This window comes from Bacteroides sp. OF03-11BH, from assembly GCF_003604005.1.
GTDB classification, from domain to species: domain Bacteria; phylum Bacteroidota; class Bacteroidia; order Bacteroidales; family Bacteroidaceae; genus Bacteroides; species Bacteroides ovatus.
Genome location: NZ_QTMW01000036.1, coordinates 36,251 through 58,340, shown reverse-complemented (window position 1 = coordinate 58,340; position 22,090 = coordinate 36,251). Strand labels below are relative to the sequence as shown.

16 protein-coding genes, 1 pseudogene and 1 riboswitch are annotated in these 22,090 nt (G+C 42.0%); of the genes and pseudogenes, 10 read left to right on the top strand and 7 right to left on the bottom strand.

Annotated elements, in window-relative coordinates; all coding sequences use genetic code 11:
- Positions 1 to 683: 683 nt before the first annotated feature.
- The 4 genes from DXA54_RS20700 to DXA54_RS20685 form a co-directional block, all read right to left on the bottom strand.
- A complete protein-coding gene (locus tag DXA54_RS20700) occupies positions 684 to 1,598 on the bottom strand; it encodes an Rpn family recombination-promoting nuclease/putative transposase (RefSeq protein ID WP_004312303.1) in 915 nt (304 codons plus the stop codon).
- Between the two features lie 93 nt (positions 1,599 to 1,691).
- A complete protein-coding gene (locus tag DXA54_RS20695; protein WP_004312304.1) occupies positions 1,692 to 3,254 on the bottom strand; it encodes an ATP-binding protein in 1,563 nt (520 codons plus the stop codon).
- A 266-nt stretch (positions 3,255 to 3,520) separates the two neighbouring features.
- On the bottom strand, positions 3,521 to 4,213 hold the full coding sequence (locus DXA54_RS20690; RefSeq protein ID WP_004312305.1) for a hypothetical protein: 693 nt from the start codon (positions 4,211 to 4,213) through the stop codon (positions 3,521 to 3,523).
- Positions 4,214 to 4,238: 25 nt separating this feature from the next.
- Complete coding sequence (locus DXA54_RS20685; protein WP_004312306.1) at positions 4,239 to 6,617, bottom strand: ATP-dependent helicase; 2,379 nt, start codon at positions 6,615 to 6,617, stop codon at positions 4,239 to 4,241.
- Between the two features lie 146 nt (positions 6,618 to 6,763).
- Between DXA54_RS20685 and DXA54_RS20680 the strand changes: the two genes are divergently transcribed.
- From DXA54_RS20680 to DXA54_RS20635, 10 genes and pseudogenes are all read left to right on the top strand, one after another.
- A complete protein-coding gene (locus tag DXA54_RS20680; protein ID WP_120080563.1) occupies positions 6,764 to 8,503 on the top strand; it encodes an RHS repeat protein in 1,740 nt (579 codons plus the stop codon).
- Between the two features lie 75 nt (positions 8,504 to 8,578).
- The gene (locus DXA54_RS20675; protein WP_004295710.1) at positions 8,579 to 9,196 is read left to right on the top strand and encodes a superoxide dismutase; all 618 of its coding nucleotides are present in this window, start codon (positions 8,579 to 8,581) and stop codon (positions 9,194 to 9,196) included.
- 151 nt (positions 9,197 to 9,347) lie between these two features.
- Positions 9,348 to 11,330 (top strand): annotated as a pseudogene (locus DXA54_RS20670) (ATP-binding protein).
- Positions 11,331 to 11,385: 55 nt separating this feature from the next.
- Positions 11,386 to 11,479, top strand: a riboswitch (TPP riboswitch).
- 60 nt (positions 11,480 to 11,539) lie between these two features.
- The gene (thiS, locus tag DXA54_RS20665; RefSeq protein WP_004303537.1) at positions 11,540 to 11,740 is read left to right on the top strand and encodes a sulfur carrier protein ThiS; all 201 of its coding nucleotides are present in this window, start codon (positions 11,540 to 11,542) and stop codon (positions 11,738 to 11,740) included.
- Positions 11,741 to 11,744: 4 nt separating this feature from the next.
- The gene (locus DXA54_RS20660; protein WP_004312310.1) at positions 11,745 to 12,362 is read left to right on the top strand and encodes a thiamine phosphate synthase; all 618 of its coding nucleotides are present in this window, start codon (positions 11,745 to 11,747) and stop codon (positions 12,360 to 12,362) included.
- Positions 12,363 to 12,406: 44 nt separating this feature from the next.
- On the top strand, positions 12,407 to 13,180 hold the full coding sequence (locus tag DXA54_RS20655; RefSeq protein WP_004295706.1) for a thiazole synthase: 774 nt from the start codon (positions 12,407 to 12,409) through the stop codon (positions 13,178 to 13,180).
- A gap of 13 nt (positions 13,181 to 13,193) precedes the next feature.
- Positions 13,194 to 14,891, top strand: coding sequence for a phosphomethylpyrimidine synthase ThiC (thiC, locus tag DXA54_RS20650; protein WP_004303540.1), 1,698 nt, complete (start codon positions 13,194 to 13,196; stop codon positions 14,889 to 14,891).
- Positions 14,892 to 14,981: 90 nt separating this feature from the next.
- Positions 14,982 to 16,106 carry a 2-iminoacetate synthase ThiH gene (gene thiH, locus DXA54_RS20645; protein ID WP_120080561.1) on the top strand — a complete coding sequence of 375 codons (1,125 nt, stop codon included), beginning with the start codon at positions 14,982 to 14,984 and terminating at the stop codon, positions 16,104 to 16,106.
- A gap of 4 nt (positions 16,107 to 16,110) precedes the next feature.
- Positions 16,111 to 16,803 carry a HesA/MoeB/ThiF family protein gene (locus tag DXA54_RS20640; protein ID WP_004303541.1) on the top strand — a complete coding sequence of 231 codons (693 nt, stop codon included), beginning with the start codon at positions 16,111 to 16,113 and terminating at the stop codon, positions 16,801 to 16,803.
- Positions 16,804 to 16,865: 62 nt separating this feature from the next.
- On the top strand, positions 16,866 to 17,474 hold the full coding sequence (locus tag DXA54_RS20635) for a thiamine phosphate synthase (protein ID WP_004295702.1): 609 nt from the start codon (positions 16,866 to 16,868) through the stop codon (positions 17,472 to 17,474).
- A 136-nt stretch (positions 17,475 to 17,610) separates the two neighbouring features.
- On the opposite strand, the gene DXA54_RS20630 is transcribed toward DXA54_RS20635, so the two are convergent.
- The 3 genes from DXA54_RS20630 to ppdK all read right to left on the bottom strand — a co-directional run bounded on the left by DXA54_RS20630 (position 17,611) and on the right by ppdK (position 21,859).
- The gene (locus DXA54_RS20630; RefSeq protein ID WP_004295701.1) at positions 17,611 to 18,183 is read right to left on the bottom strand and encodes a porin family protein; all 573 of its coding nucleotides are present in this window, start codon (positions 18,181 to 18,183) and stop codon (positions 17,611 to 17,613) included.
- 195 nt (positions 18,184 to 18,378) lie between these two features.
- The gene (locus DXA54_RS20625; RefSeq protein WP_004295700.1) at positions 18,379 to 18,894 is read right to left on the bottom strand and encodes an outer membrane beta-barrel protein; all 516 of its coding nucleotides are present in this window, start codon (positions 18,892 to 18,894) and stop codon (positions 18,379 to 18,381) included.
- A gap of 244 nt (positions 18,895 to 19,138) precedes the next feature.
- Positions 19,139 to 21,859 carry a pyruvate, phosphate dikinase gene (gene ppdK, locus DXA54_RS20620; RefSeq protein WP_004317964.1) on the bottom strand — a complete coding sequence of 907 codons (2,721 nt, stop codon included), beginning with the start codon at positions 21,857 to 21,859 and terminating at the stop codon, positions 19,139 to 19,141.
- Positions 21,860 to 22,090: the final 231 nt, after the last annotated feature.

The following is a 22,090-nucleotide window of genomic DNA, read 5'->3' as shown; positions in this document are numbered from 1 at the left end:
ACAGTTGAAATAAAAAAGAGATTACCACCAAATTTGACGAAGAACCACTATTTTGAGTTTTTGGTTATATCAAAAATAATCTTTCCAACCAAAGAAATTAGTCTATTTTTAAGATTTACTCTATAAATATTAAATCAAAATAAAAGCAAAGAGAGAAATAAATGCATAAATCAATGCAAGAATATACCGTTTTCAGACTAAATATTACATAAATAAGGGATAAAAAACGAATTATTTACCGCTAACTAAGCTTTGTTCCTCACCGAGGAACGACTCGTTGCCCGGTGTGCGTCGCTCCCTTCCTCACCGAGGAACAATACATTCATCGGTGAGACCCAAATTTATCGGTATATTTTCAGCTATTTCACACTATATTCCATCCAAATCAAATATAGCAAAAAGAAAGTACTTATCAAATAATCAAACGAATATCCGCAAATAGCCTCTTTACAGCAAACAATAAGTATCCAAATAACCTAAAAACAAAGCACCACGGATTTCCACAATCCCTAATTACTCACATATTTATTCGCATACAAGACTCTGTTTTAAATTCAAGCAGGAGAAACGCATAAGATATCCAATTTTTATGTATGTTCTCATTTCAAGACTTCCATATATAAAAAAATCCTATATCATGTCTAAGATGATATAGGATACTAACAATTATATAGAGGCGTTTATTACAACGCCTTTATTTCTTCTATGGACAAGCCTGTGACTTGCGAAATAACATCAAGAGGAATATTCAGAGTCTTCATATTGCTTGCTGCTTCCCTTTTCTCTTCCAGACGGCCTTCATTAATACCTTCCACACGTCCTTCAGCATGACCCTCTACACGACCTTCAGCATGTCCTTCTGCACGTCCTTCTGCACGTTCCGTAAATATATTATCTTTTAATATGACAATATTATCCAAATGGCGATAGTAAGCATCAAGCTCTGCTTTAGTCATCTTGTCAAGTTTTAATCGTTCACGGGCTTCTGTTAAACCTGGAGCAGTCGCACTATCAGGAATATCACCTGTATTCAGATAATAGATCCATTCTTCCAACGGACTTTTAGCTACCTGATTAAAATCATTGACCTTCAAAATATAATATTCAGGATAAAGTTGACTTACTGTATCCACTTTAAAAGTTTGTTTTTGAAAAGGAGTCAGTTCAAGCATATCTCCCTGATGAATTCCCCGGAATTCCGTTTTACCGTGATATACGGTATCTTTGCCACTACCTAAAGAAAAATAGACAATATTGACACTATATACTTTACGTACCTTATCATAACCTTCTCCACGATTAATATACTCGGTTACTAATTTTGAAGTACCAAACAGCATACGTTGAAAATAAGCATACTCATTATTATTCTGAACTTCAATCAGAATAAGTTCACCTTTCGAGTTTTCAGCAAGCATATCTACACGATTATACTTATCAAACTCATCTTCTTGATTGCTTTCACTCTCTAAAAGCTTCCGAATGATTATCTTTTCATTCAAAAGAGTAGTTAGAAAGCCCTCAAGAACTGCAAAATTGGCTTTATTACGCAATAAACGTTTCATAGCCCAATCGAAACGAATATAATTACTTGACATAAGTTCGTCTCCTTTCTTGTTATCTTGTTTCAAGCTAACAAAGGTAAGCAGAAAATGTTTGATTTCAAGTATATATGCTTCAATTTCTTTCTACTAAGAATATTCTATCTTCCACTGTCCCAAAGTCCGCGTTGTACTATCGAAATTCACTCCAACTTTAACAACCTTGCGATGCTCTACCTCATAAGGAATGGCATACTGTTTACTATTAATTTGTGCCAACGCTTCTTCGGGAGTTCCGTCTACCTTAAATTCAAACACATAAATCGCATCAGGCATCTTGATTACCACATCAGCCCTACCAATAGCATTCTTAACCTCTACATCCACATATTGCCCCATCAAACGGAATAACAAATAGAAAATAGTCTGATAGTGCTTTTCCTGATTATTCTCCAAATCATAAGGTATAGAAGAAAAGAAAGAACGAGTACGAAGAAGGCACTGCTCAATATCACCTTTCATCAGGTCTCTTACAAAAGAGACTACATAAAAATTACTTTCACGTGTCGGTTGATTGAGATAGGAAGGGATCAGAGTCTCAATAAAGCCTATCTTAACTTCTTCGTTGGGATAACCTAATGTATATGTACGAAAGAGAGGTTCATATCCTTTAATAGTCAAATAGCCACTCTGATAAAGTACAGGAATCGGATCGGTAATAACCTCTGTCGCTTTATCAAAATCTTCGTCTTTCACTTCCATCTTTTCCAATAGAGTAAGACTGAAGTCCATTCGCTGTAACATTTCAATCAAGAAAGTAGGCGTACCGGTAGAAAACCAAAAGCTCTTATAATCTCTTTGCGAAAATGCATTGAAAAGGCTGAACGGATTGTAAATATCTTCACAAATCTTGCTGAAATGATAACCGTCATACTGCCGTTTCAAATGCCGACAAGCTTCTTCATAGGTTTCATTATTCGCTTGAGCTATCCTCTCAATATCCGGTTGCATCTGACTTAGCAACTCTTGCTCTGTAATACCACAAATAGCACTATAATCATCGCTCATACTGATATTCTGCAAGTTATTCAGCTCACTAAATATACTCATCTGACTGAACTTGCTGATTCCTGTCAGAAACAAGAAACGAAGATATTGCCCTTGCGCTTTAAGAGGACTGAAAAACTTCCGCATTTCAGTTCGCAATTGTCCTTGTAAAGCAGAGTCGCTATTACTATCCAATAAAGGTGCATCATATTCGTCAATCAATACAACAGCCTGCTTTCCTGTCTGTTGGTAGATTCGTTGAAGCAAACCGGTTAAACGGGCTGCATAGCTCGTTTCTTCTTCATTTTTCCCATAAGTCCTCTCCCATTCGCTTAGATAAAGATTCAATTGCTCTTGCAAATCTTCGATTGTGGTGTATTTCGTTCTACTAAAATCAATATGCAACACAGGATAAACAGTCCATTCTTTCTCTAACTGTTCCATAGCCAATCCTTCGAACAACTCTTTCTTTCCGGAAAAATAAGCTTCAAGAGTAGAGACTAGAAGACTTTTTCCAAAGCGACGCGGACGACTAAGGAAATAAATCTTATTTGTATGAGTCAAATGATAAATTAATGCAGTTTTATCAATATACACACAATCATTATTACGTAAATCCTCAAAATTCTGTATTCCGATAGGATATCTTCTAAATGTCTCTTTCATACCACTCTAATGCTTTTATTGGAAATATGAACAAAGATACGAAATAAAATGATTACATGACACTTAATATTATTATAAAACCCTACAATATCATTCAATTGCATTGTTCGATTCACATAAACTTATCTAAAGAACTACCTTATTAATAGCCATTAAAATAGTGACGCTATCCCACCAATATAGTGACGGTATATGCTTAGGATAGCGTCACTATCCAAGGCAAATACCGTCACTATATTTAAACCGAATATTTCGGGCTTTTAACTCTAGTTTCCGCGCTGTGTAGGCAAGGTAAATTCCTGCGAATCACAAATCATTCCATTCTCGTCCGCCACTGCGACACGGAATGTCACTTCACCGTCTTTCAATTTTTCACCTGCATGAATGGAAGCGGTATAACGGATGCCTTCACCCGGAAGAATTTCCTCCACCATCACGGAAGGAGAAATGCCGAGATGCTTCACCTTCCCCACCGTTTCTACCACAGGAACTACATTATAAACAGGATTTCTCCCTTCATTCATAATCTCAAAGATTATCTTGCTATTTTCTCCCGCATCAATCACATGACTGCGATTATCATCTATAAAACGGATCTTGCGCAACTTCAGTTGAGAAATAGGCTGTTGCACTTGCGGCTGTTTCTTATACTTTTGCACACGCACTTCCCGTACTTCAGGAATATACGCATCTTCCTCTATTTGCTCTTGCCTCGGCGCCGTCAACGCGTTTCCAATAGCCGCACCGGCAATGGTTCCCACAATATTCCCAATAGCAGAACCACGGTAACCGCCCCTCCAGCCATGATTATTATCTCCGATAAGTCCGCCTATCGAACTTCCCAGACTACCTCCGATAGAAGCACCTGCCATGATAGCTCCCGGATTTCCCATACGCCCCGACGCACATCCACTCACAATCAAAGCGGAAAGCAAAATTACTGTTAGTTGTTTCTTCATGAGTCTCTCTATTTAGTGTTATTATTTATTCTACCACTTTAAAACGAGCGAAACGTAATAATAGTTGTTTGTCTCCCGCATTTTTAAAATGAATAGTTGCTTTCGCATTGTCTCCCGTTCCTTCTACTTTAATCACTTCACCCAATCCGAAACGTTCGTGCTCTATCATCTGTCCGGCCTGTACTCCTGCTACCGATGGCGAAGTGGAAGAGGTTGCCTGTGCACCGCTACTTGGGCTAACAGTACTAACTTTCTTCAAATTCCTCGGTACGCTGGAAGCAATGATCTGTGCTTTCGGACGTTCACGTTGTTCGGAAGATGTACTTCCGAAAGGGGCACGCGACGGAGAAGCTGAACGGGTGAATCCTCCTTCAATCTCTCTACGGAAACGTCCTGCACCTTCATCGACAGCACGGCTCACTCCTGCCTCATGCGGCAATTGCAAGTAATGAACATCGATATCACGCAAGAAACGACTGGGGCTTCCAAATTCCATCTTTCCATAACGGAAACGGGTTTTGGCAAAAGACAGATAACAATGTTCCTCCGCACGAGTAATAGCTACATAGAACAAACGACGTTCTTCTTCCAGTGCCCGGGGAGAATCTCCTACCATCCCACTGGGAAACAGGTTTTCTTCCAGACCGACCACAAATACATTCTTAAACTCCAATCCTTTAGCCGAATGAACTGTCATCAACGTTATCTTTTCCCCATCATCCGCCTTGTCGGAATCCTGATCGGTAAGCAATGCAATCTCCGAAAGGAAATCGGTAAGAGACACATTCGGATTACCCTCCTCCTGCCGCAAAGCGCAGAAGTCATTCATTCCATTCACCAACTCTTCTATATTTTCCTTACGGCTTAGATTCTCGGGGGATGTGTCCTGACAAACATCGTTGATAATGCCGGACTGACGGATGATATTCGTTCCTATTTCATAAGCGTTCTTATCTGCCTGATCGACAATGAAACCTTCTATCAATTCACGAAAGCCTTGCAGTTTTGCATGCGTTCCTTTATTTATATCCAGTCCGTAACTCAATGGTTCACAGAGTGCCGCCCAAAGACTTACGCCATGATCGGTAGCCGCCGATATAATCTTCCCGACTGTCGTATCTCCAATACCACGAGCCGGATAATTAATGATTCGCTTAAATGCTTCTTCATCATTCGGATTCACTACCAAACGGAAATAAGCAATCACATCTTTTATCTCTTTTCGCTGGTAGAACGAAAGTCCTCCGTAAATCTTATAAGGTATACTCCGTTTCCGAAGAGCCTCTTCAAAAATACGGCTTTGTGCATTCGTACGATACAGGATGGCAAAATCAGCATATCCGTAGCGATACTCCCGTCGCAGTTCCGCAATCTTATTAGCTACAATATCTCCCTCTTCCACATCGCTATACGCCTGAAATACGCCGATAGGTTCCCCCTTTTCTTTCTCCGAAAACACGGCTTTCCGTATCTGGCGTTCATTCTTCTCAATCAGGCTGTTGGCAGCACAAACAATGGTTTGTGTGGAACGGTAATTCTGCTCCAGTTTAAAAACTTTCGTATTGGGATAGATTTTTGTAAAATAGAGAATATTGTCAATATCCGCCCCACGGAAAGAATAGATACTTTGCGCATCATCTCCCACGACACAGACCCGTTGATTTTCTTTAGTCAGTTGCAGGACAATGCTATGCTGCGCATAATTCGTATCCTGATACTCATCTACCAACACATAACGGAACTGATCCCGATAGCGTGCCAACACTTCCGGAAAGTCACGGAATAAAATATAGGTGTACACCAGTAAATCATCGAAATCCATTGCGCCTGCCTGACGACATCTGTCCCAATAACGGGTATAAATATCACGGATAGCAGGCATCTTGGCAGCCATATCTCCTTCGTAAGCCTCTTTATTGGCAGCATACCCTGTGGGAGTAACCAGATGATTCTTGGCATTGGAGATGCGTGCCTGCACTACTCCCGGTTTATAAGTTTTCTCGTCCAATCCCATCTCTTTGATGATGGAACGGAGCAGACTCTTACTATCAGCCGTATCATAGATGGTGAACTGGGAAGTGAACCCGATAAATGTTGCTTCGGCACGAAGAATCCGTGAGAAGATGGAATGGAAAGTCCCCATCCACAAATAACGTGCCCGTTCCATACCTACCTGACGGGCAATACGCTCTTTCATCTCGCGCGCCGCCTTATTCGTAAAGGTCAGTGCAAGGATATTCCACGGATTGTAGCCGTTCTCCTGTTCCAGCAAGTAAGCGATTTTATAAGTCAATACGCGCGTCTTCCCCGAACCTGCACCGGCTATCACCAGCGAAGGACCGTCATTATAAGTCACTGCAGCACACTGACTCTCGTTCAATTCATCTATATAATTGGTATTCATAACAGCATTATAAAAACAATGTGGATTTTTAACAAACCCTTGGCATTCAAATTTGTTCTCAATACAAAAGTATAATATTCATTCGAAAATGAAGGTATTTTTATGAATTTTCATCACTAACTATTTTAACCTAACACCAAAAAGCAATGAAAAGAAGTATATTTTTATCGATTATTTTGAGTTTGTTTCTGGTCGCCTGCATTCCACAGGCAATGGCACAAAAGCAGAGCCGCCTGGAAAAGCTGCTAAGGTATCTGAACGATAATGACGCCGACAAATGGCAGAAAAACCGTGATAAGATAGATGACGAGACACAAACCTATTATGCCGAGGAACTGGCATTATTGGATGTGCTCAACGGATTGTGGAACGAGCAAAGCGAACAGGCTGCCACCAACTATTTCGGATGCTACGAAAGGGCAACGAAAGCTTATTTTCCCAATATCTGTGAAGAAGAGAAAATACAACTTTCCAACGTACAAAACAAAGCGGAACTGGCTGTTATCTCCATTCTGGAAGCTTCGAAAGATCAAATCCCTTTTAGCAAGACGTTGATGGACAGTATCCAGTCAAGCGGTTATCCGGGAGATTCTACCATCTTGCAAAAGGTACGGGACATCCGTGAAATGGCTTTACTGGAAGGTATGCTGAAAACACCTACGCTGAATATTTATCAAACGTACATCACGGAATATCCGAACGGCAAATTTATCTCTCAAATCAACACTGCGGAAAACAAACGGCTTTACCAGATTGTAAAGAGTAATCCGACATCAGCGAATTTCAAGGCATTTTTTGATAACGCCAACATGCAGAAATTCTTCACGGATAAAGATACGCGTCCATTCCTTCCGGAAGTCCGCGCGTTATACGATGATTTTCTGTTTCAAGGAATCGACAGCCTCCGGGAGAAAGGAAACGCAACAGCCATCCGGCAGATTATTGACGAGTATAAGCAATCACCTTACCTGACTTCCATAGCACGTACTCATCTGGACGACCTTGAATATCTTAGTGAAAAAGCTGATTTTGAGCTTTTAAAAGCTGCCATTGTTAATTCCGAATCTTTGAGTATGCTGCAGGATTTTCTTTGCACACACAGATACAAGGAATTTCGTGACCAGGCCAATGCACTACGGACACCGTTTATTCTGCAAACAATCATATCCACTCCTACTTCCGTGAAATACTATAATGGAGGACGATTGATTAAGTCTGCGGAAAATGACAGTACGGGAAATACCTCGACCACTTATTCGTATGACGATAAGGGACAGCTCATTTCTACATTGTCGCTTACCGTAAAGAATGGTCAGCCAAGCAATGAAATACAAACGAACAGATTATACGATCCGCAAGGTCACTGCATCTTTGAAGTGCAAACGAATCCGAAAACCAAAACGGATCTCTACCGACGGACACGCCGTATCGGTACGGACGGGAGTATCGAGAGTGATTCGCTCAAGTATACAGATGGAAGAGTCATCATAAGTTCCTATAATAAACAGGGGTTATTGACCGAAACCAAAGAGTATAATAAGAATGGAGAACTTCAGGCGTACACCGCAAACAAATATGATGATAAAGGCAGATTGATTTCATCCCAACATCAAAACCTGCTTTTTGCCAATTCTTCGGATCAGATTATTTCACAAAAAGATGCTTATGAATACGATAAATACGGTTATCTGACACAGATCGTTTACCAACGGATTTTAGGCAATAACCAGAAAACATCGGGATGCCTGACCTGCCTGTACGATAAATACGGAAACCAGATCGATAGCAATTCTTATTATGAATATGATAATACGGGCCAATGGATCTGCCGGACCGACCGTGAGCATCCGAAAGAAGTGGAACGTATACAGTACATTTACAAATAAAGTAAGATGCTGTGAACATTTTGCAAAGGGCTTCTGTTATTATAGTATAGCAAGCCAATTAAAACTTGTAACATTATGAATACTATATTAATGTCTTTAATTATGATGACCATGACTTACGAAATGCCTAAACTTCCTTACGCTAACAATGCGTTGGAACCTGTAATCAGTCAGCAAACAATAGATTTCCATTACGGAAAACATCTACAAACGTATGTAAATAATCTGAATAGCCTCGTGCCCGGAACAGAATATGAAGGTAAAACGGTAGAAGAAATCGTTGCAGCCGCACCGGATGGAGCTATATTCAATAACGCCGGACAAGTATTGAACCACAACCTGTACTTCCTGCAATTTGCCCCGAAACCTTCGAAGAAAGAACCGGCCGGTAAACTGGGAGAAGCCATCAAACGTGACTTTGGCAGCTTTGAAAACTTCAAGAAAGAATTCAATGCAGCAGCAGTCGGATTGTTTGGTTCAGGATGGGCTTGGCTATCCGTAGATAAAGACGGTAAACTGAAAATCACTAAAGAGGGGAACGGCAGCAATCCGGTACGTGCCGGTTTGAAACCACTTCTTGGATTTGACGTTTGGGAACACTCCTATTATCTGGATTACCAGAACCGCCGTGCCGACCACGTAAACGCCCTGTGGGATATCATCGACTGGGATGTGGTTGAAAAAAGAATGTAAGCAAATTTACAAGCTAAACTATACTTATGGAAAAGGTCGTTGTGTTTTTCACAGCGACCTTTTTTACAGATTAAAAAGAAACAGACTTTTATTGTATATCAGATGCATTAGTTGTATTTTTGCAACTCATAAAACAACATAACAAACAATTATGATACTGTATAAAAGAAAAAAAATACGATTTATTGTCTCCATTGCTGTACTCCTTTTCCTCCCCCTTTTCGGCAATGCTGCCACCACAGAAGAATCTGAGGAAGAAATCCTGTTTATCACCTCTTATAATTCTGACACTAAATATACCTACGATAACATCAGCACATTTGTAGAAACCTACACCCAATTGGGAGGAAGATATTCGACCATGGTAGAAAATATGAATGCAACAGACTTAACGCAGGCGCATCAATGAAAAAAAATATTAACTGATATTCTCGACAAACATCCGAAAGCCAAATTAGTTATTCTCCTGGGTGGTGAAGCATGGAGCAGTTTCCTTCATCTCGAAGATGAAAAGTACAAGCAGCTTCCTGTTTTCTGTGCAATGGCGTCACGCAACGGAATACGTATTCCGGAGGATTCGACCGACATCCGAAGCTATAATCCCGAAAGCATTAACTTAATGGAACGCATGAAGGAATACAACGTAAGATATTGTAGCACATACGAATATGACATTAAAAAAGATATTGAAATGATACAGGATTTCTATCCGGAAACAGAACACCTTGTATTTGTATCGGATAACACATACAACGGACTTGCCGAACTGGCATGGTTCAAGAAAAACCTGCAACATTTCCCACAGTTGTCTATCACTTACGTCGACGGCCGCATCCATACACTCGATATGGCTGCCAGTCAATTGCGCAATCTTCCCAGAAACACAGTCATGTTGCTTGGCATCTGGAGAATCGACAACCGGGGCATTACTTACATGAATAACTCCGTTTATGCTTTTTCCAAAGCCAATCCTCTCCTGCCTATGTTCAGCATGACTTCCACTGCAATAGGTTACTGGGCTATCGGAGGATATGTCCCGCAATATGAAGGAGTGGGACAAAGCATGGGAGAATATGCCTACCGCTTTTTAGACCAGAAGGAAACTGATATCAGCAGTATCAATATCTTACCCAACAGATATAAATTTGATGCGAAGAAACTAAAGGAATGGGGATTTGAAAACAAGAAGTTACCTGTTAACTCAATGGTAATCAATCAGCCCATCCCGTTCTTTGTGGCCTATAAGACAGAAGTACAATTCATCCTGATTATATTTCTCGTATTAGTAGGAAGTCTAATGATTTCGCTGTATTACTATTACCGGACTAAAATCCTGAAGAATCACCTTGAAAGAACTACGAAACAACTACGGGAAGATAAAAAGAAACTGGAAGAGTCTGAAGTCGAATTGCGTGATGCTAAAGAGCGCGCCGAAGAAGCTAACCAACTGAAAAGTGCCTTTGTTTCGAATATGAGCCACGAGATACGGACTCCGCTAAATGCTATTGTCGGTTTCTCCAGCCTGATTATCGGTTCGGTAGAGCAGAATAACGAACTGAAAGAATACGCAGATATTGTCCAGACCAACTCCAATCTGTTGCTCCAACTGATTAGTGATGTACTGGATATATCACGCCTGGAATCAGGAAAACTGCAATTCAACTATGAATGGTGTGAGCTGGTGAACCATTGCCAGAATATGATTACTCTGACCAACCGGAACAAGACAATGGATGTAGACATTAAACTGCAAATGCCTAAAGAGCCTTACATGCTCTACACAGATCCCTTGCGCCTGCAGCAGATTATTATCAATCTGCTGAACAATGCCTTGAAATTCACTCCTGCCGGAGGAAGCATTACGCTGGATTATGAAGTGGACGAAGAAAAGCAATGTATGCTGTTCTCGGTAACTGATACCGGCACCGGAATCCCCGAAGATAAACAGGAGCTGGTATTCCAACGTTTCGAAAAGCTGAACGAGTTCGTACAGGGTACAGGATTGGGACTGGCTATCTGCAAACTGACCATCCAATATATGGGAGGTGATATCTGGATTGACAAGAATTACAAAAATGGCGCCCGATTTATCTTTTCTCATCCTATCAAAAAACAGGAATCAACAGAAAAATGAAAAAAAATCGAATGATTTAGTGTTTTTCTGTTTCTTTTTCACTTACTTTGCCCCCGTAAAGACAAAGGGGTGCCCCATGAGGGGCTGAGATTATACCCTAGGAACCTGAGGCAGTTAGTACTGACGTAGGGATTGTGTTTCTTCTTATCGCCTTTCCATTCAAGCACGCTCTTTGTATTTACTTTCAACTTATTTATTCTGATAGGACAATGAAAGTACAAGTGAACAACAAAGAGGTGGAAATTACTCCCGACTCTACCCTTACACAACTGACAGCACAGCTCGAACTTCCGGTTCAAGGCATTGCTATCGCCGTAAACAACAAAATGATTCCCCGTACCGAATGGGAGGGTTTCATATTGCATGAGAACGATAACCTGGTGATTATCAAAGCTGCTTGCGGAGGATAAGGGAATGGTCAGTCTACAATTTATCACGCATCAGACCGAACGGTACTCGTACCTCGAATCGGCACGTATGGCACTCGAAGGCGGGTGCAAATGGATCCAACTACGCATGAAAGAGGCTCCTCTCGAAGAAGTGGAGGCAGTAGCCCTGCAACTGAAACCGCTTTGTAAAGAGCACGAAGCAATCCTGGTTCTGGACGATCACGTTGAACTGGCGCGAAAGCTGGAAGTGGACGGTGTGCATCTGGGCAAAAAGGATATGCCTATCGACCAGGCCCGCCAAATTCTTGGAGAGGCTTTCATTATCGGCGGCACTGCAAATACATTCGAAGATGTTGTACAGCACTATCGTGCCGGTGCCGATTATCTTGGCATCGGTCCTTTCCGGTTTACTACCACCAAAAAGAATTTAAGCCCTGTACTGGGATTGGAAGGCTATTCCTCCATCCTTTCACAGATGAAAGAGGCGAATATCGAAATCCCCGTAGTAGCGATTGGAGGAATCACTTATGAGGATATTCCTGCCATACTTCACACAGGAGTAAACGGGATAGCCCTGTCGGGAACCATTCTCGGAGCGGATAATCCGATAGAAGAAACACGTAGAATCCTGAATCATGCGTAAAGCAATGATGTACAATCAGTAATTTAATTTATAATATATATAGAATGGAAAAGTTAGTAATTGCGGGACGCGAATTTAACTCCCGTCTTTTCCTGGGAACAGGAAAATTCAATTCCAATGAAGTAATGGAACAAGCTATTCTGGCTTCAGGCACGGAAATGGTTACTGTTGCCATGAAACGAATCGACATGGACAACAAAGAGGATGACATGCTGAAACATATTATTCATCCGAATATTCAGCTATTGCCCAATACTTCCGGTGTACGTAATGCAGAGGAGGCTGTTTTTGCAGCACAACTGGCTCGTGAAGCCTTTGGAACAAACTGGCTGAAACTGGAAATTCACCCGGACCCACGCTATCTGCTCCCTGACTCTATCGAGACACTGAAAGCTACGGAAGAACTGGTAAAACTGGGTTTTATCGTGTTGCCTTATTGTCAGGCTGACCCTGTACTCTGCAAACGTCTGGAAGAAGCGGGCGCAGCTACCGTTATGCCGCTCGGTGCACCAATCGGTACCAATAAAGGACTGCAGACCAAAGAATTCCTGCAAATCATTATCGAACAGGCAGGTATCCCGGTAGTCGTAGATGCGGGCATCGGTGCACCCAGTCATGCTGCCGAAGCAATGGAACTGGGAGCTTCCGCTGTATTAGTAAATACCGCAATAGCCGTTGCCGGAAATCCGGTAGAAATGGCAAAAGCATTCAAAGCGGCTACAGAAGCCGGAAGACAGGCTTACGAGGCAGGATTAGGATTACAAGCCGTCGACTTCGTGGCAGAAGCAAGTTCACCTCTAACGGCTTTTCTTGATTAAAAACGAATAAACTATGGAACAAAAAATAAAATTCCCCCGCTCGCAGAAAGTCTATTTACCCGGTAAACTTTATCCGAATATCCGTGTAGCGATGCGGAAAGTGGAACAAGTGCCCAGTGTCAGCTTTGAAGGCGAAGAAAAGATAGCAACACCGAACCCGGAGATATATGTATATGATACCAGCGGACCGTTCAGCGATGCAGATATGAGCATTGATCTTAAAAAAGGACTGCCCCGTATGCGTGAAGAATGGATTGTAGGCCGTGGTGATGTGGAACAACTTCCCGAAATTACTTCGGAATACGGACAAATGAGAAGGGACGATAAAAGTCTCGATCACTTACGTTTCGAGCACATCGCTCTGCCCTATCGCGCTAAAAAAGGAGAAGCAATCACTCAAATGGCATACGCCAAAAGAGGGATTATCACCCCTGAAATGGAATATGTAGCAATCCGCGAGAACATGAATTGCGAGGAATTGGGAATTAAGACCCACATTACTCCAGAATTTGTCCGTCAGGAGATTGCAGAAGGACGTGCTGTATTACCGGCCAATATCAACCACCCGGAAGCTGAACCGATGATTATCGGACGCAACTTCCTTGTGAAAATCAATACGAATATCGGAAATTCGGCTACTACCTCAAGCATAGATGAAGAAGTGGAGAAAGCATTGTGGAGCTGCAAATGGGGTGGAGATACTTTGATGGATCTTTCCACAGGAGAAAATATTCATGAAACACGCGAATGGATTATCCGTAATTGTCCCGTACCCGTCGGCACGGTTCCTATTTATCAGGCACTTGAAAAGGTGAACGGCATAGTGGAAGATCTCACCTGGGAAATCTACCGGGATACATTGATTGAACAATGTGAACAAGGTGTAGATTACTTCACCATTCATGCAGGGATCCGCCGCCATAATGTTCATCTTGCCGATAAGCGGTTGTGCGGTATTGTCAGCCGTGGAGGAAGCATAATGAGTAAATGGTGTCTCGTACACGATCAGGAAAGTTTCTTATACGATCACTTTGATGATATTTGTGATATCCTGGCACAATATGATGTAGCCGTTTCTTTAGGCGACGGACTTCGTCCGGGTTCTATCTACGATGCGAACGATGAAGCGCAGTTCGCCGAACTGGATACCATGGGAGAATTAGTGCTTCGTGCCTGGGATAAGAATGTTCAGGCATTTATTGAAGGCCCCGGACACGTTCCGATGCATAAAATCAAAGAGAACATGGAACGTCAGATTGAAAAATGCCATGACGCCCCATTCTATACACTCGGCCCGTTGGTGACGGATATTGCTCCCGGATACGACCATATCACTTCTGCTATCGGTGCCGCACAAATCGGATGGCTGGGTACGGCTATGCTTTGTTATGTCACTCCGAAAGAACACCTTGCCTTACCCGACAAAGAGGATGTACGCGTAGGAGTCATTACCTACAAGATAGCCGCTCATGCCGCTGACCTGGCAAAAGGACACCCGGGTGCACAGGTACGAGACAACGCATTGAGTAAAGCTCGCTATGAGTTCCGCTGGAAAGATCAGTTCGACCTGTCTCTCGACCCGGAGCGGGCGCAGACCTATTTCCGTGCAGGACATCATATCGATGGAGAATATTGTACGATGTGCGGACCTAATTTCTGTGCAATGAGATTGTCACGCGATTTAAAGAAAAGCGCTAAAACCAACAAATAATGAGTGGGGAGAAACAGAAAGTCAGCCCACTGACCGAACCTGCCCTCCCCTCATTTCAATTTTCAATTTTTAATTCTCAATTTAATAAGAATGTTCTCCGACGAATTAGAAAAAATATCCTGGGAAGAGACGACAAAAGCCATCTATTCCAAAACAGATGCCGACGTACGCCGTGCATTGGGTAAAAAAGAGCATCTGGATGTCAACGACTTTATGGCGCTGATTTCACCTGCCGCCACTCCTTATCTGGAAGTGATGGCACGCCTTAGTCAGAAATATACGATGGAACGGTTCGGTAAGACTATCTCCATGTTCGTACCGCTCTACCTGACTAATTCATGTACCAACTCCTGCGTCTATTGCGGTTTCCACATCAGCAATCCGATGAAGAGAACGATACTGACAGAGGAAGAGATTGTCAACGAATACAAAGCCATCAAACGACTGGCTCCTTTTGAAAATCTACTGCTCGTAACCGGTGAAAACCCTGCCGCAGCAGGTGTTCCCTACATTGCCCGGGCGCTGGATTTGGCAAAACCTTATTTCAGCAACCTGCAAATTGAAGTAATGCCCCTTAAAGCAGAAGAATATCAGGAACTGACTAATCATGGTCTGAATGGAGTGATCTGTTTTCAAGAGACTTACCATAAAGCAAATTACAAGACATATCATCCGAGAGGCATGAAGTCTAAATTCGAATGGCGTGTAGACGGCTTCGACCGTATGGGACAGGCAGGTGTACATAAGATTGGCATGGGTGTCCTGATCGGTCTGGAAGAATGGCGGACAGACGTAACGATGATGGCTTATCATCTGCGTTATCTGCAGAAGCATTATTGGAAAACAAAATACAGCGTAAATTTCCCGCGTATGCGTCCGTCTGAAAATGGCGGATTCCAACCGAATGTAGTCATGAACGACCGGGAACTGGCTCAACTTACATTCGCGATGCGAATCTTCGACCACGACGTAGATATCTCCTATTCCACCCGTGAAAGTGCAGAAATCCGAAATCACATGGCAACGCTCGGTATTACAACCATGAGTGCGGAGAGTAAAACTGAACCGGGAGGATATTACAGTTATCCTCAAACCCTGGAACAATTTCACGTAAGTGATGAGCGAAAGGCGGTTGAAGTGGAACGTGACTTGAAGAAACTAGGTCGCGAACCAGTTTGGAAAGATTGGGATCAGTCTTTTGATTTTAAAAGATAGGCAGATGCGATACGATAGACAAATCATACTTCCCGAAATCGGAGAAGAAGGTCAGAAGAAACTGCAGGAAGCCAAAGTGCTTATTGTAGGTGTGGGAGGGCTAGGCTCTCCCATCGCTCTCTACCTGGCAGGCGCCGGTGTGGGATGTCTCGGACTGGTAGATGACGATTTGGTAAGCATCACTAACCTGCAACGACAAGTTCTCTATTCCGAAAAAGAATTGGGTAAACCGAAAGCTATCTGTGCAGCGGAACGGCTCTCCGCTCTCAACAGCGAGATCAGAATACATCCCTACTCTACCAGGTTGACAAAAGAAAATGCTTATCATATCATTCAGGAATATGATATAGTAGTCGACGGCTGTGACAACTTTGCCACCCGTTACCTGATTAACGATATCTGCATAGAGCAGAAAAAGCCTTACGTATATGGTGCTATCTGCGGCTTTGAAGGACAGGTTTCTGTATTCAACTATGGAAACCAGAAAAAGAACTACCGGGATCTTTATCCTGATGAAGAAGAAATGCAACGAATGCCTCCTCCGCCCAAAGGTGTGATGGGAGTTACTCCTGCTATTGTAGGAAGCGTTGAAGCTACGGAAGTGCTGAAAATAATCTGTGATTTTGGAGATGTTTTAGCCGGCGAACTATGGACAATCGACCTGCGGACATGGCAATCTAACAAATTTTCACTATAAAGGTTGGTTTCTGACATAGTTAATTAGTAACTTTGCTAAGCAATCCAATTTTAACAAAAGAAATGAAACTAATTGTAGTTACCACCCCTACCTTCTTCGTCGAAGAAGATAAGATTATTACCGCTCTTTTCGAAGAGGGGCTGGATGTCCTACATCTTAGGAAGCCGGAAACTCCGGCTATGTATTCGGAACGGCTATTGACACTTATTCCGGATAAATATCACCGCCGTATCGTCACGCATGAACATTTCTATTTGAAAGAAGAATTTAATCTGATGGGTATCCACCTGAATGCACGTAATCCCAAAGAGCCGCATGATTATTATGGTCACATCAGCTGTTCGTGCCATTCAGTGGAGGAGGTAAAAAACAGAAAGCATTTTTACGACTATGTTTTTATGAGTCCTATTTATGATAGTATCTCTAAAGTGAATTACTATTCAACATATACTGCCGAAGAATTGCGTGAAGCACAAAGAGCCAAAATTATCGATTCGAAAGTGATGGCATTGGGAGGTATCAATGAAGATAATTTGCTGGAGATTAAAGATTTCGGTTTCGGAGGAGCTGTCGTATTAGGAGATCTTTGGAACAAATTCGACGCCTGTCAGGATCAGAACTATTTAGCCGTAATCGAGCACTTTAAAAAGTTGAAAAAGCTATCAGATTAATAAAAAGCCGATAGTAAACTGACTGTACATTCCTATTGTATATCCAATAAAGGAAATGACTTTCTCAATCATAAAATAAAAAAGCCGCCGCGAATTGTCTTCCGCAACGGCTTTCTGTATTTTCGGTGTTTTCTTATCAGAACTTATATCCCACGATAATAGAGAAGTTCATGTTTTTAGGATTACCAACTTTTTCCACATCAACCAGACCAAATTGACCATCCAAGCCTGCAATGATTCTACCAAATTCCAATGCAACTCCTACACCAAGACCTGCATCAAAACGCTTCAAAGCATCATCACCAAAAGTGTCGACTTTACGTTCTGTGTCATTACCTAAGTCAAACTTTGTTTTACCGGCAATACCACAAGCAAAATAAGGACCTGCATTCACCACCAGATTAGTATTATCTGCTACATTGAAACGTGCAGCAGCCATTACTGGCAATTCCAAATACATTGCATTAATGCTATTGCCATCTTTCTTTGCACCTTTACTAGTTAAGAATAATGAAGGTTGCAGTGACCATGTATCAGTAAAAGCATATTCAAAACCTCCACCAAGTTTGAATCCAACCTTTGCATTCAGATCAAGATCACCGGTGTAATTACTAAAGTTCATACCTACTTTGGCATTCCAACCTGTAATTTGAGAGAAACCTGCCACTGAAATCAGTGCAAATAAAACAAACAAAACACTCTTCTTCATAATTTTAAAGTTTTAAATTAATACTAAAGGTTTTTATTGACCTCATTGTTTAACAATACAAATGTATAATTGTAATTTGTATTAAACAACTTTTTCGTTAACAAGTGCGCAATTTATAGAGATTATACATAAAAAAAGGGAATTCCCTATTTTTGAGAACTCCCTTTCCTAATTTGTTGATTTGTTTTCTTCTTATTAGAATGCGTAATGGAAACCAATTGAAAGATCTTCACTAGTAAGTTCAAGACCAAAAGAATCTCCAAGCGTATTTATATTTCTACGATATCCCAGGAAACCATACTTGGCAATGAAAGAGAAGTGATCGTTCAATTTAACAGCAATACCCGGTCTAAGTCCCACTTGTCCGGCTTTAGTAGTGTCTCCGTCTTTAACCTTCACGAAGCCGAGAGCAGCAGTTCCGTCCAGAAACAGGCGAACCGCACCGGTTTCACAGTAAGACCAACGAATGTATGGAGCAACAATTACTGAATTTTTTGTTAGTCCACCATTATAATTATGTGAATAATCCAATTCAGCACCCAATGCCCATGTTTCATTAAAGTTGTATCCAACTTCCGGAGCAACTTTAAAAGAAGTAGTGTTGCCTGTGCTGTTACGCCAAACGTTCAAAGATCCGCCTACGTAAATGTCTTGTGCTTTTACAGCGATAGTTGCTAACATTACAACTACCAATAATAAACCCTTTTTCATTTTCTTTGTTTTTTTAAATTAAACGTTAGACCCCAATTCGGTCGATTTCTGGGGTGCAAATGTAAAGCTGTTTTTATGATTAAACAAACATTTAGTTAGTTTTTTATAATAAATACCAAATAAATATTGGGTGGTAAACGGACATCAATACCCAACAGGCATAAAATAAAATAGACTGCAAATACTTTCACAAGTATTTACAGTCTATTTATCAGATAGTTAAGTACCTAACCAGCGTATTTGACTATCCTTCTATTGCTGCTTGCGCCGCCGCCAATCTGGCAATCGGCACTCTGAATGGAGAACAACTAACGTAGTTCAAACCTACCCGGTGACAGAACTTCACTGAAGAAGGCTCACCACCATGTTCACCACAAATACCACATTTCAGATCCGGACGGATAGCACGGCCTTTTTCTGTAGCCATACGTACCAACTGTCCCACACCATTCTGATCGAGAACCTGGAACGGGTCTACTTTCAAAATCTTCTTTTCCAGATAAACAGGAAGGAAAGAAGCTATATCATCACGAGAATAACCGAAGGTCATCTGCGTTAAGTCATTTGTACCGAATGAGAAGAACTCGGCAGAAGAAGCGATACGGTCGGCAGTCAAAGCGGCACGCGGAATTTCGATCATTGTACCCACTTTGAAGTCAATGCTATCTCCTACTTCCTCAAACAACTTCTTAGCTTCCGCACGGATTACATTTTCCTGCTCCTTGAATTCATACAAGATACCAGTTAATGGAACCATGATTTCCGGATGAGTTTCCACTCCTTCTTTCTTCAATTCGAGTGCAGCACCCAAGATGGCACGTGTCTGCATCTGTGTAATTTCAGGATAAGTATTTCCCAGACGGCAACCACGGTGACCCAACATCGGGTTATGCTCACACAATGATTCTACACGTTGCTGGATATATTGCAGGCTCACACCCATAGTATCTGCCATTTCCTGCTGTCCCTTCAAATCGTGAGGAACGAACTCATGCAAAGGAGGATCGAGCAAACGAACCGTTACCGGACAACCAGCCATTGCTTTAAAGATACCCTTAAAGTCTTCTTGTTGATATGGAAGAATCTTAGCCAATGCTTTACGACGTCCTTCCGCATTTTCCGCCAAAATCATTTCACGCATTGCCTTGATCTTTTCACCTTCGAAGAACATGTGTTCCGTACGGCAAAGCCCAATACCTACCGCACCGAAGTTACGAGCCACTTCCGCATCATGAGGAGTATCCGCATTCGTACGTACCTGCAGACGAGTATACTTATCAGCCAGCGTCATTAATTCGGCAAAGTCACCGGAAAGTTCTGCAGCCTGTGTTTCTACCTTACCATTATAAACTACACCTGTACTTCCGTTCAGAGAGATATAATCGCCTTCTTTCAACACAACACCGTCAATTTCTACGGTACGGTTTTTATAATCGATATTCAATGCACCTGCACCCGATACACAACATTTACCCATACCACGAGCCACAACAGCAGCATGAGAAGTCATACCGCCACGAGCCGTAAGAATACCTTCGGCAACTGCCATACCGGCCAAGTCTTCCGGAGAAGTTTCGATACGAACCATTACCACACGTTTACCGGCAGCATGCCATTCAGCAGCGTCGTCAGCAAAGAACACCACCTGACCGGTTGCAGCACCCGGAGAAGCCGGAAGACCACGAGTCAACACTTTGGCTTTCTTCAAAGCATCCTTATCGAATACAGGGTGAAGCAATTCATCGAGTTTATTCGGTTCCACGCGCATCAAAGCAGTCTTTTCGTCAATCATGCCCTGACGGAGCAAATCCATAGCGATCTTCACCATGGCAGCACCTGTACGCTTACCGTTACGTGTCTGAAGGAACCAGAGTTTACCTTCTTGTACGGTGAACTCCATGTCCTGCATATCTTTATAATGATTTTCCAGTTTAGTCTGGAGAGCATCTAATTCTTTATAGATTTCCGGCATTGCCTCTTCCATGGAAGGGAACTTTGCTGCGCGAACATCTTCGGTCACACCAGCCAATACAGCCCAACGTTGAGAACCAATCTTGGTGATCTGTTGCGGAGTACGGATACCGGCCACTACATCTTCACCTTGTGCGTTAATCAGATATTCACCATTGAAAAGGTCTTCACCCGTACCGGCATCACGTGAGAAACAAACACCAGTAGCCGAAGTTTCACCCATATTACCGAACACCATAGCCTGTACATTGACAGCTGTACCCCATTCATCAGGTATACTTTCCATCTTACGGTAAAGGATAGCGCGTTCATTCATCCATGAATCAAATACGGCACATATAGCTCCCCAAAGTTGTTCGTATGCACCAGTCGGGAAATCTTTTCCGGTCTGTTCCTTTACGGCAGCTTTAAATTTCTTTACGAGTTCCTGCAAGTCTTCCACTTTCAACTCGTTATCCAGTTCTACCCCTTTCGCTTTCTTCACCTCTTCAATGATTGCTTCGAACGGGTCGATATCATCTTTATTGGTAGGCTTCATGCCCAATACTACGTCACCGTACATCTGCACAAAACGACGATAAGAGTCCCATGCAAAGCGTGCATTACCTGTCTTACGGATAATACCTTCTACCACTTCGTCATTCAATCCCAAGTTCAGAATCGTATCCATCATACCCGGCATAGATGCGCGCGCACCGGAACGTACAGACACCAACAAAGGATTTTCAACGTCACCGAATTTAGATTTCATCAACGTTTCCACGTGAGTGATCGCTTTTACCACTTCATCTTTCAGTAGCTCAACCACTTTATCACGTCCTAACGTATTGTATTCCGTACAAACATCTGTAGTTATTGTGAATCCGGGAGGGACAGGAATTCCGATTAAATTCATTTCTGCAAGGTTGGCTCCCTTACCACCGAGCAAATTCTTCATGTCAGCCTTTCCTTCTGCCTGACCATTACCAAAGGTATAAACTCTTTTTTTATCCATAATATTGTGTTTAAAGTTACATTATGATTTTTTTCTGTTCGCAAATCTAAGGATATTTCGCAAACTTGAAAACTTTTTGCGAAAAAACTTTCTATCAAAATGCAATTTCGACATTACAATCCGGAATATTTCTGTATACCCGAATTTTTTCCAAAAAAAATACCTACTTTTGCAAAGTAATTATTAGACTGGTGTAAAAGTGGCAAGAAAGAAAAAAGAGCTTCCCTTATT

What these genes read in the sequence shown, in the direction of transcription:
- DXA54_RS20630 (WP_004295701.1), bottom strand. Translation starts at nt 18,183, where the DNA reads ATGAAGAAGAGTGTTTTGTTTGTTTTATTTGCACTGATTTCAGTGGCA.
- DXA54_RS20640 (WP_004303541.1), top strand. Translation starts at nt 16,111, where the DNA reads ATGCGATACGATAGACAAATCATACTTCCCGAAATCGGAGAAGAAGGT.
- DXA54_RS20690 (WP_004312305.1), bottom strand. Translation starts at nt 4,213, where the DNA reads ATGAAGAAACAACTAACAGTAATTTTGCTTTCCGCTTTGATTGTGAGT.
- DXA54_RS20635 (WP_004295702.1), top strand. Translation starts at nt 16,866, where the DNA reads ATGAAACTAATTGTAGTTACCACCCCTACCTTCTTCGTCGAAGAAGAT.
- DXA54_RS20695 (WP_004312304.1), bottom strand. Translation starts at nt 3,254, where the DNA reads ATGAAAGAGACATTTAGAAGATATCCTATCGGAATACAGAATTTTGAG.
- DXA54_RS20680 (WP_120080563.1), top strand. Translation starts at nt 6,764, where the DNA reads ATGAAAAGAAGTATATTTTTATCGATTATTTTGAGTTTGTTTCTGGTC.
- ppdK (WP_004317964.1), bottom strand. Translation starts at nt 21,859, where the DNA reads ATGGATAAAAAAAGAGTTTATACCTTTGGTAATGGTCAGGCAGAAGGA.
- thiC (WP_004303540.1), top strand. Translation starts at nt 13,194, where the DNA reads ATGGAACAAAAAATAAAATTCCCCCGCTCGCAGAAAGTCTATTTACCC.
- thiH (WP_120080561.1), top strand. Translation starts at nt 14,982, where the DNA reads ATGTTCTCCGACGAATTAGAAAAAATATCCTGGGAAGAGACGACAAAA.
- thiS (WP_004303537.1), top strand. Translation starts at nt 11,540, where the DNA reads ATGAAAGTACAAGTGAACAACAAAGAGGTGGAAATTACTCCCGACTCT.
- DXA54_RS20685 (WP_004312306.1), bottom strand. Translation starts at nt 6,617, where the DNA reads ATGAATACCAATTATATAGATGAATTGAACGAGAGTCAGTGTGCTGCA.
- DXA54_RS20700 (WP_004312303.1), bottom strand. Translation starts at nt 1,598, where the DNA reads ATGTCAAGTAATTATATTCGTTTCGATTGGGCTATGAAACGTTTATTG.
- DXA54_RS20625 (WP_004295700.1), bottom strand. Translation starts at nt 18,894, where the DNA reads ATGAAAAAGGGTTTATTATTGGTAGTTGTAATGTTAGCAACTATCGCT.
- DXA54_RS20660 (WP_004312310.1), top strand. Translation starts at nt 11,745, where the DNA reads ATGGTCAGTCTACAATTTATCACGCATCAGACCGAACGGTACTCGTAC.
- DXA54_RS20655 (WP_004295706.1), top strand. Translation starts at nt 12,407, where the DNA reads ATGGAAAAGTTAGTAATTGCGGGACGCGAATTTAACTCCCGTCTTTTC.
- DXA54_RS20675 (WP_004295710.1), top strand. Translation starts at nt 8,579, where the DNA reads ATGAATACTATATTAATGTCTTTAATTATGATGACCATGACTTACGAA.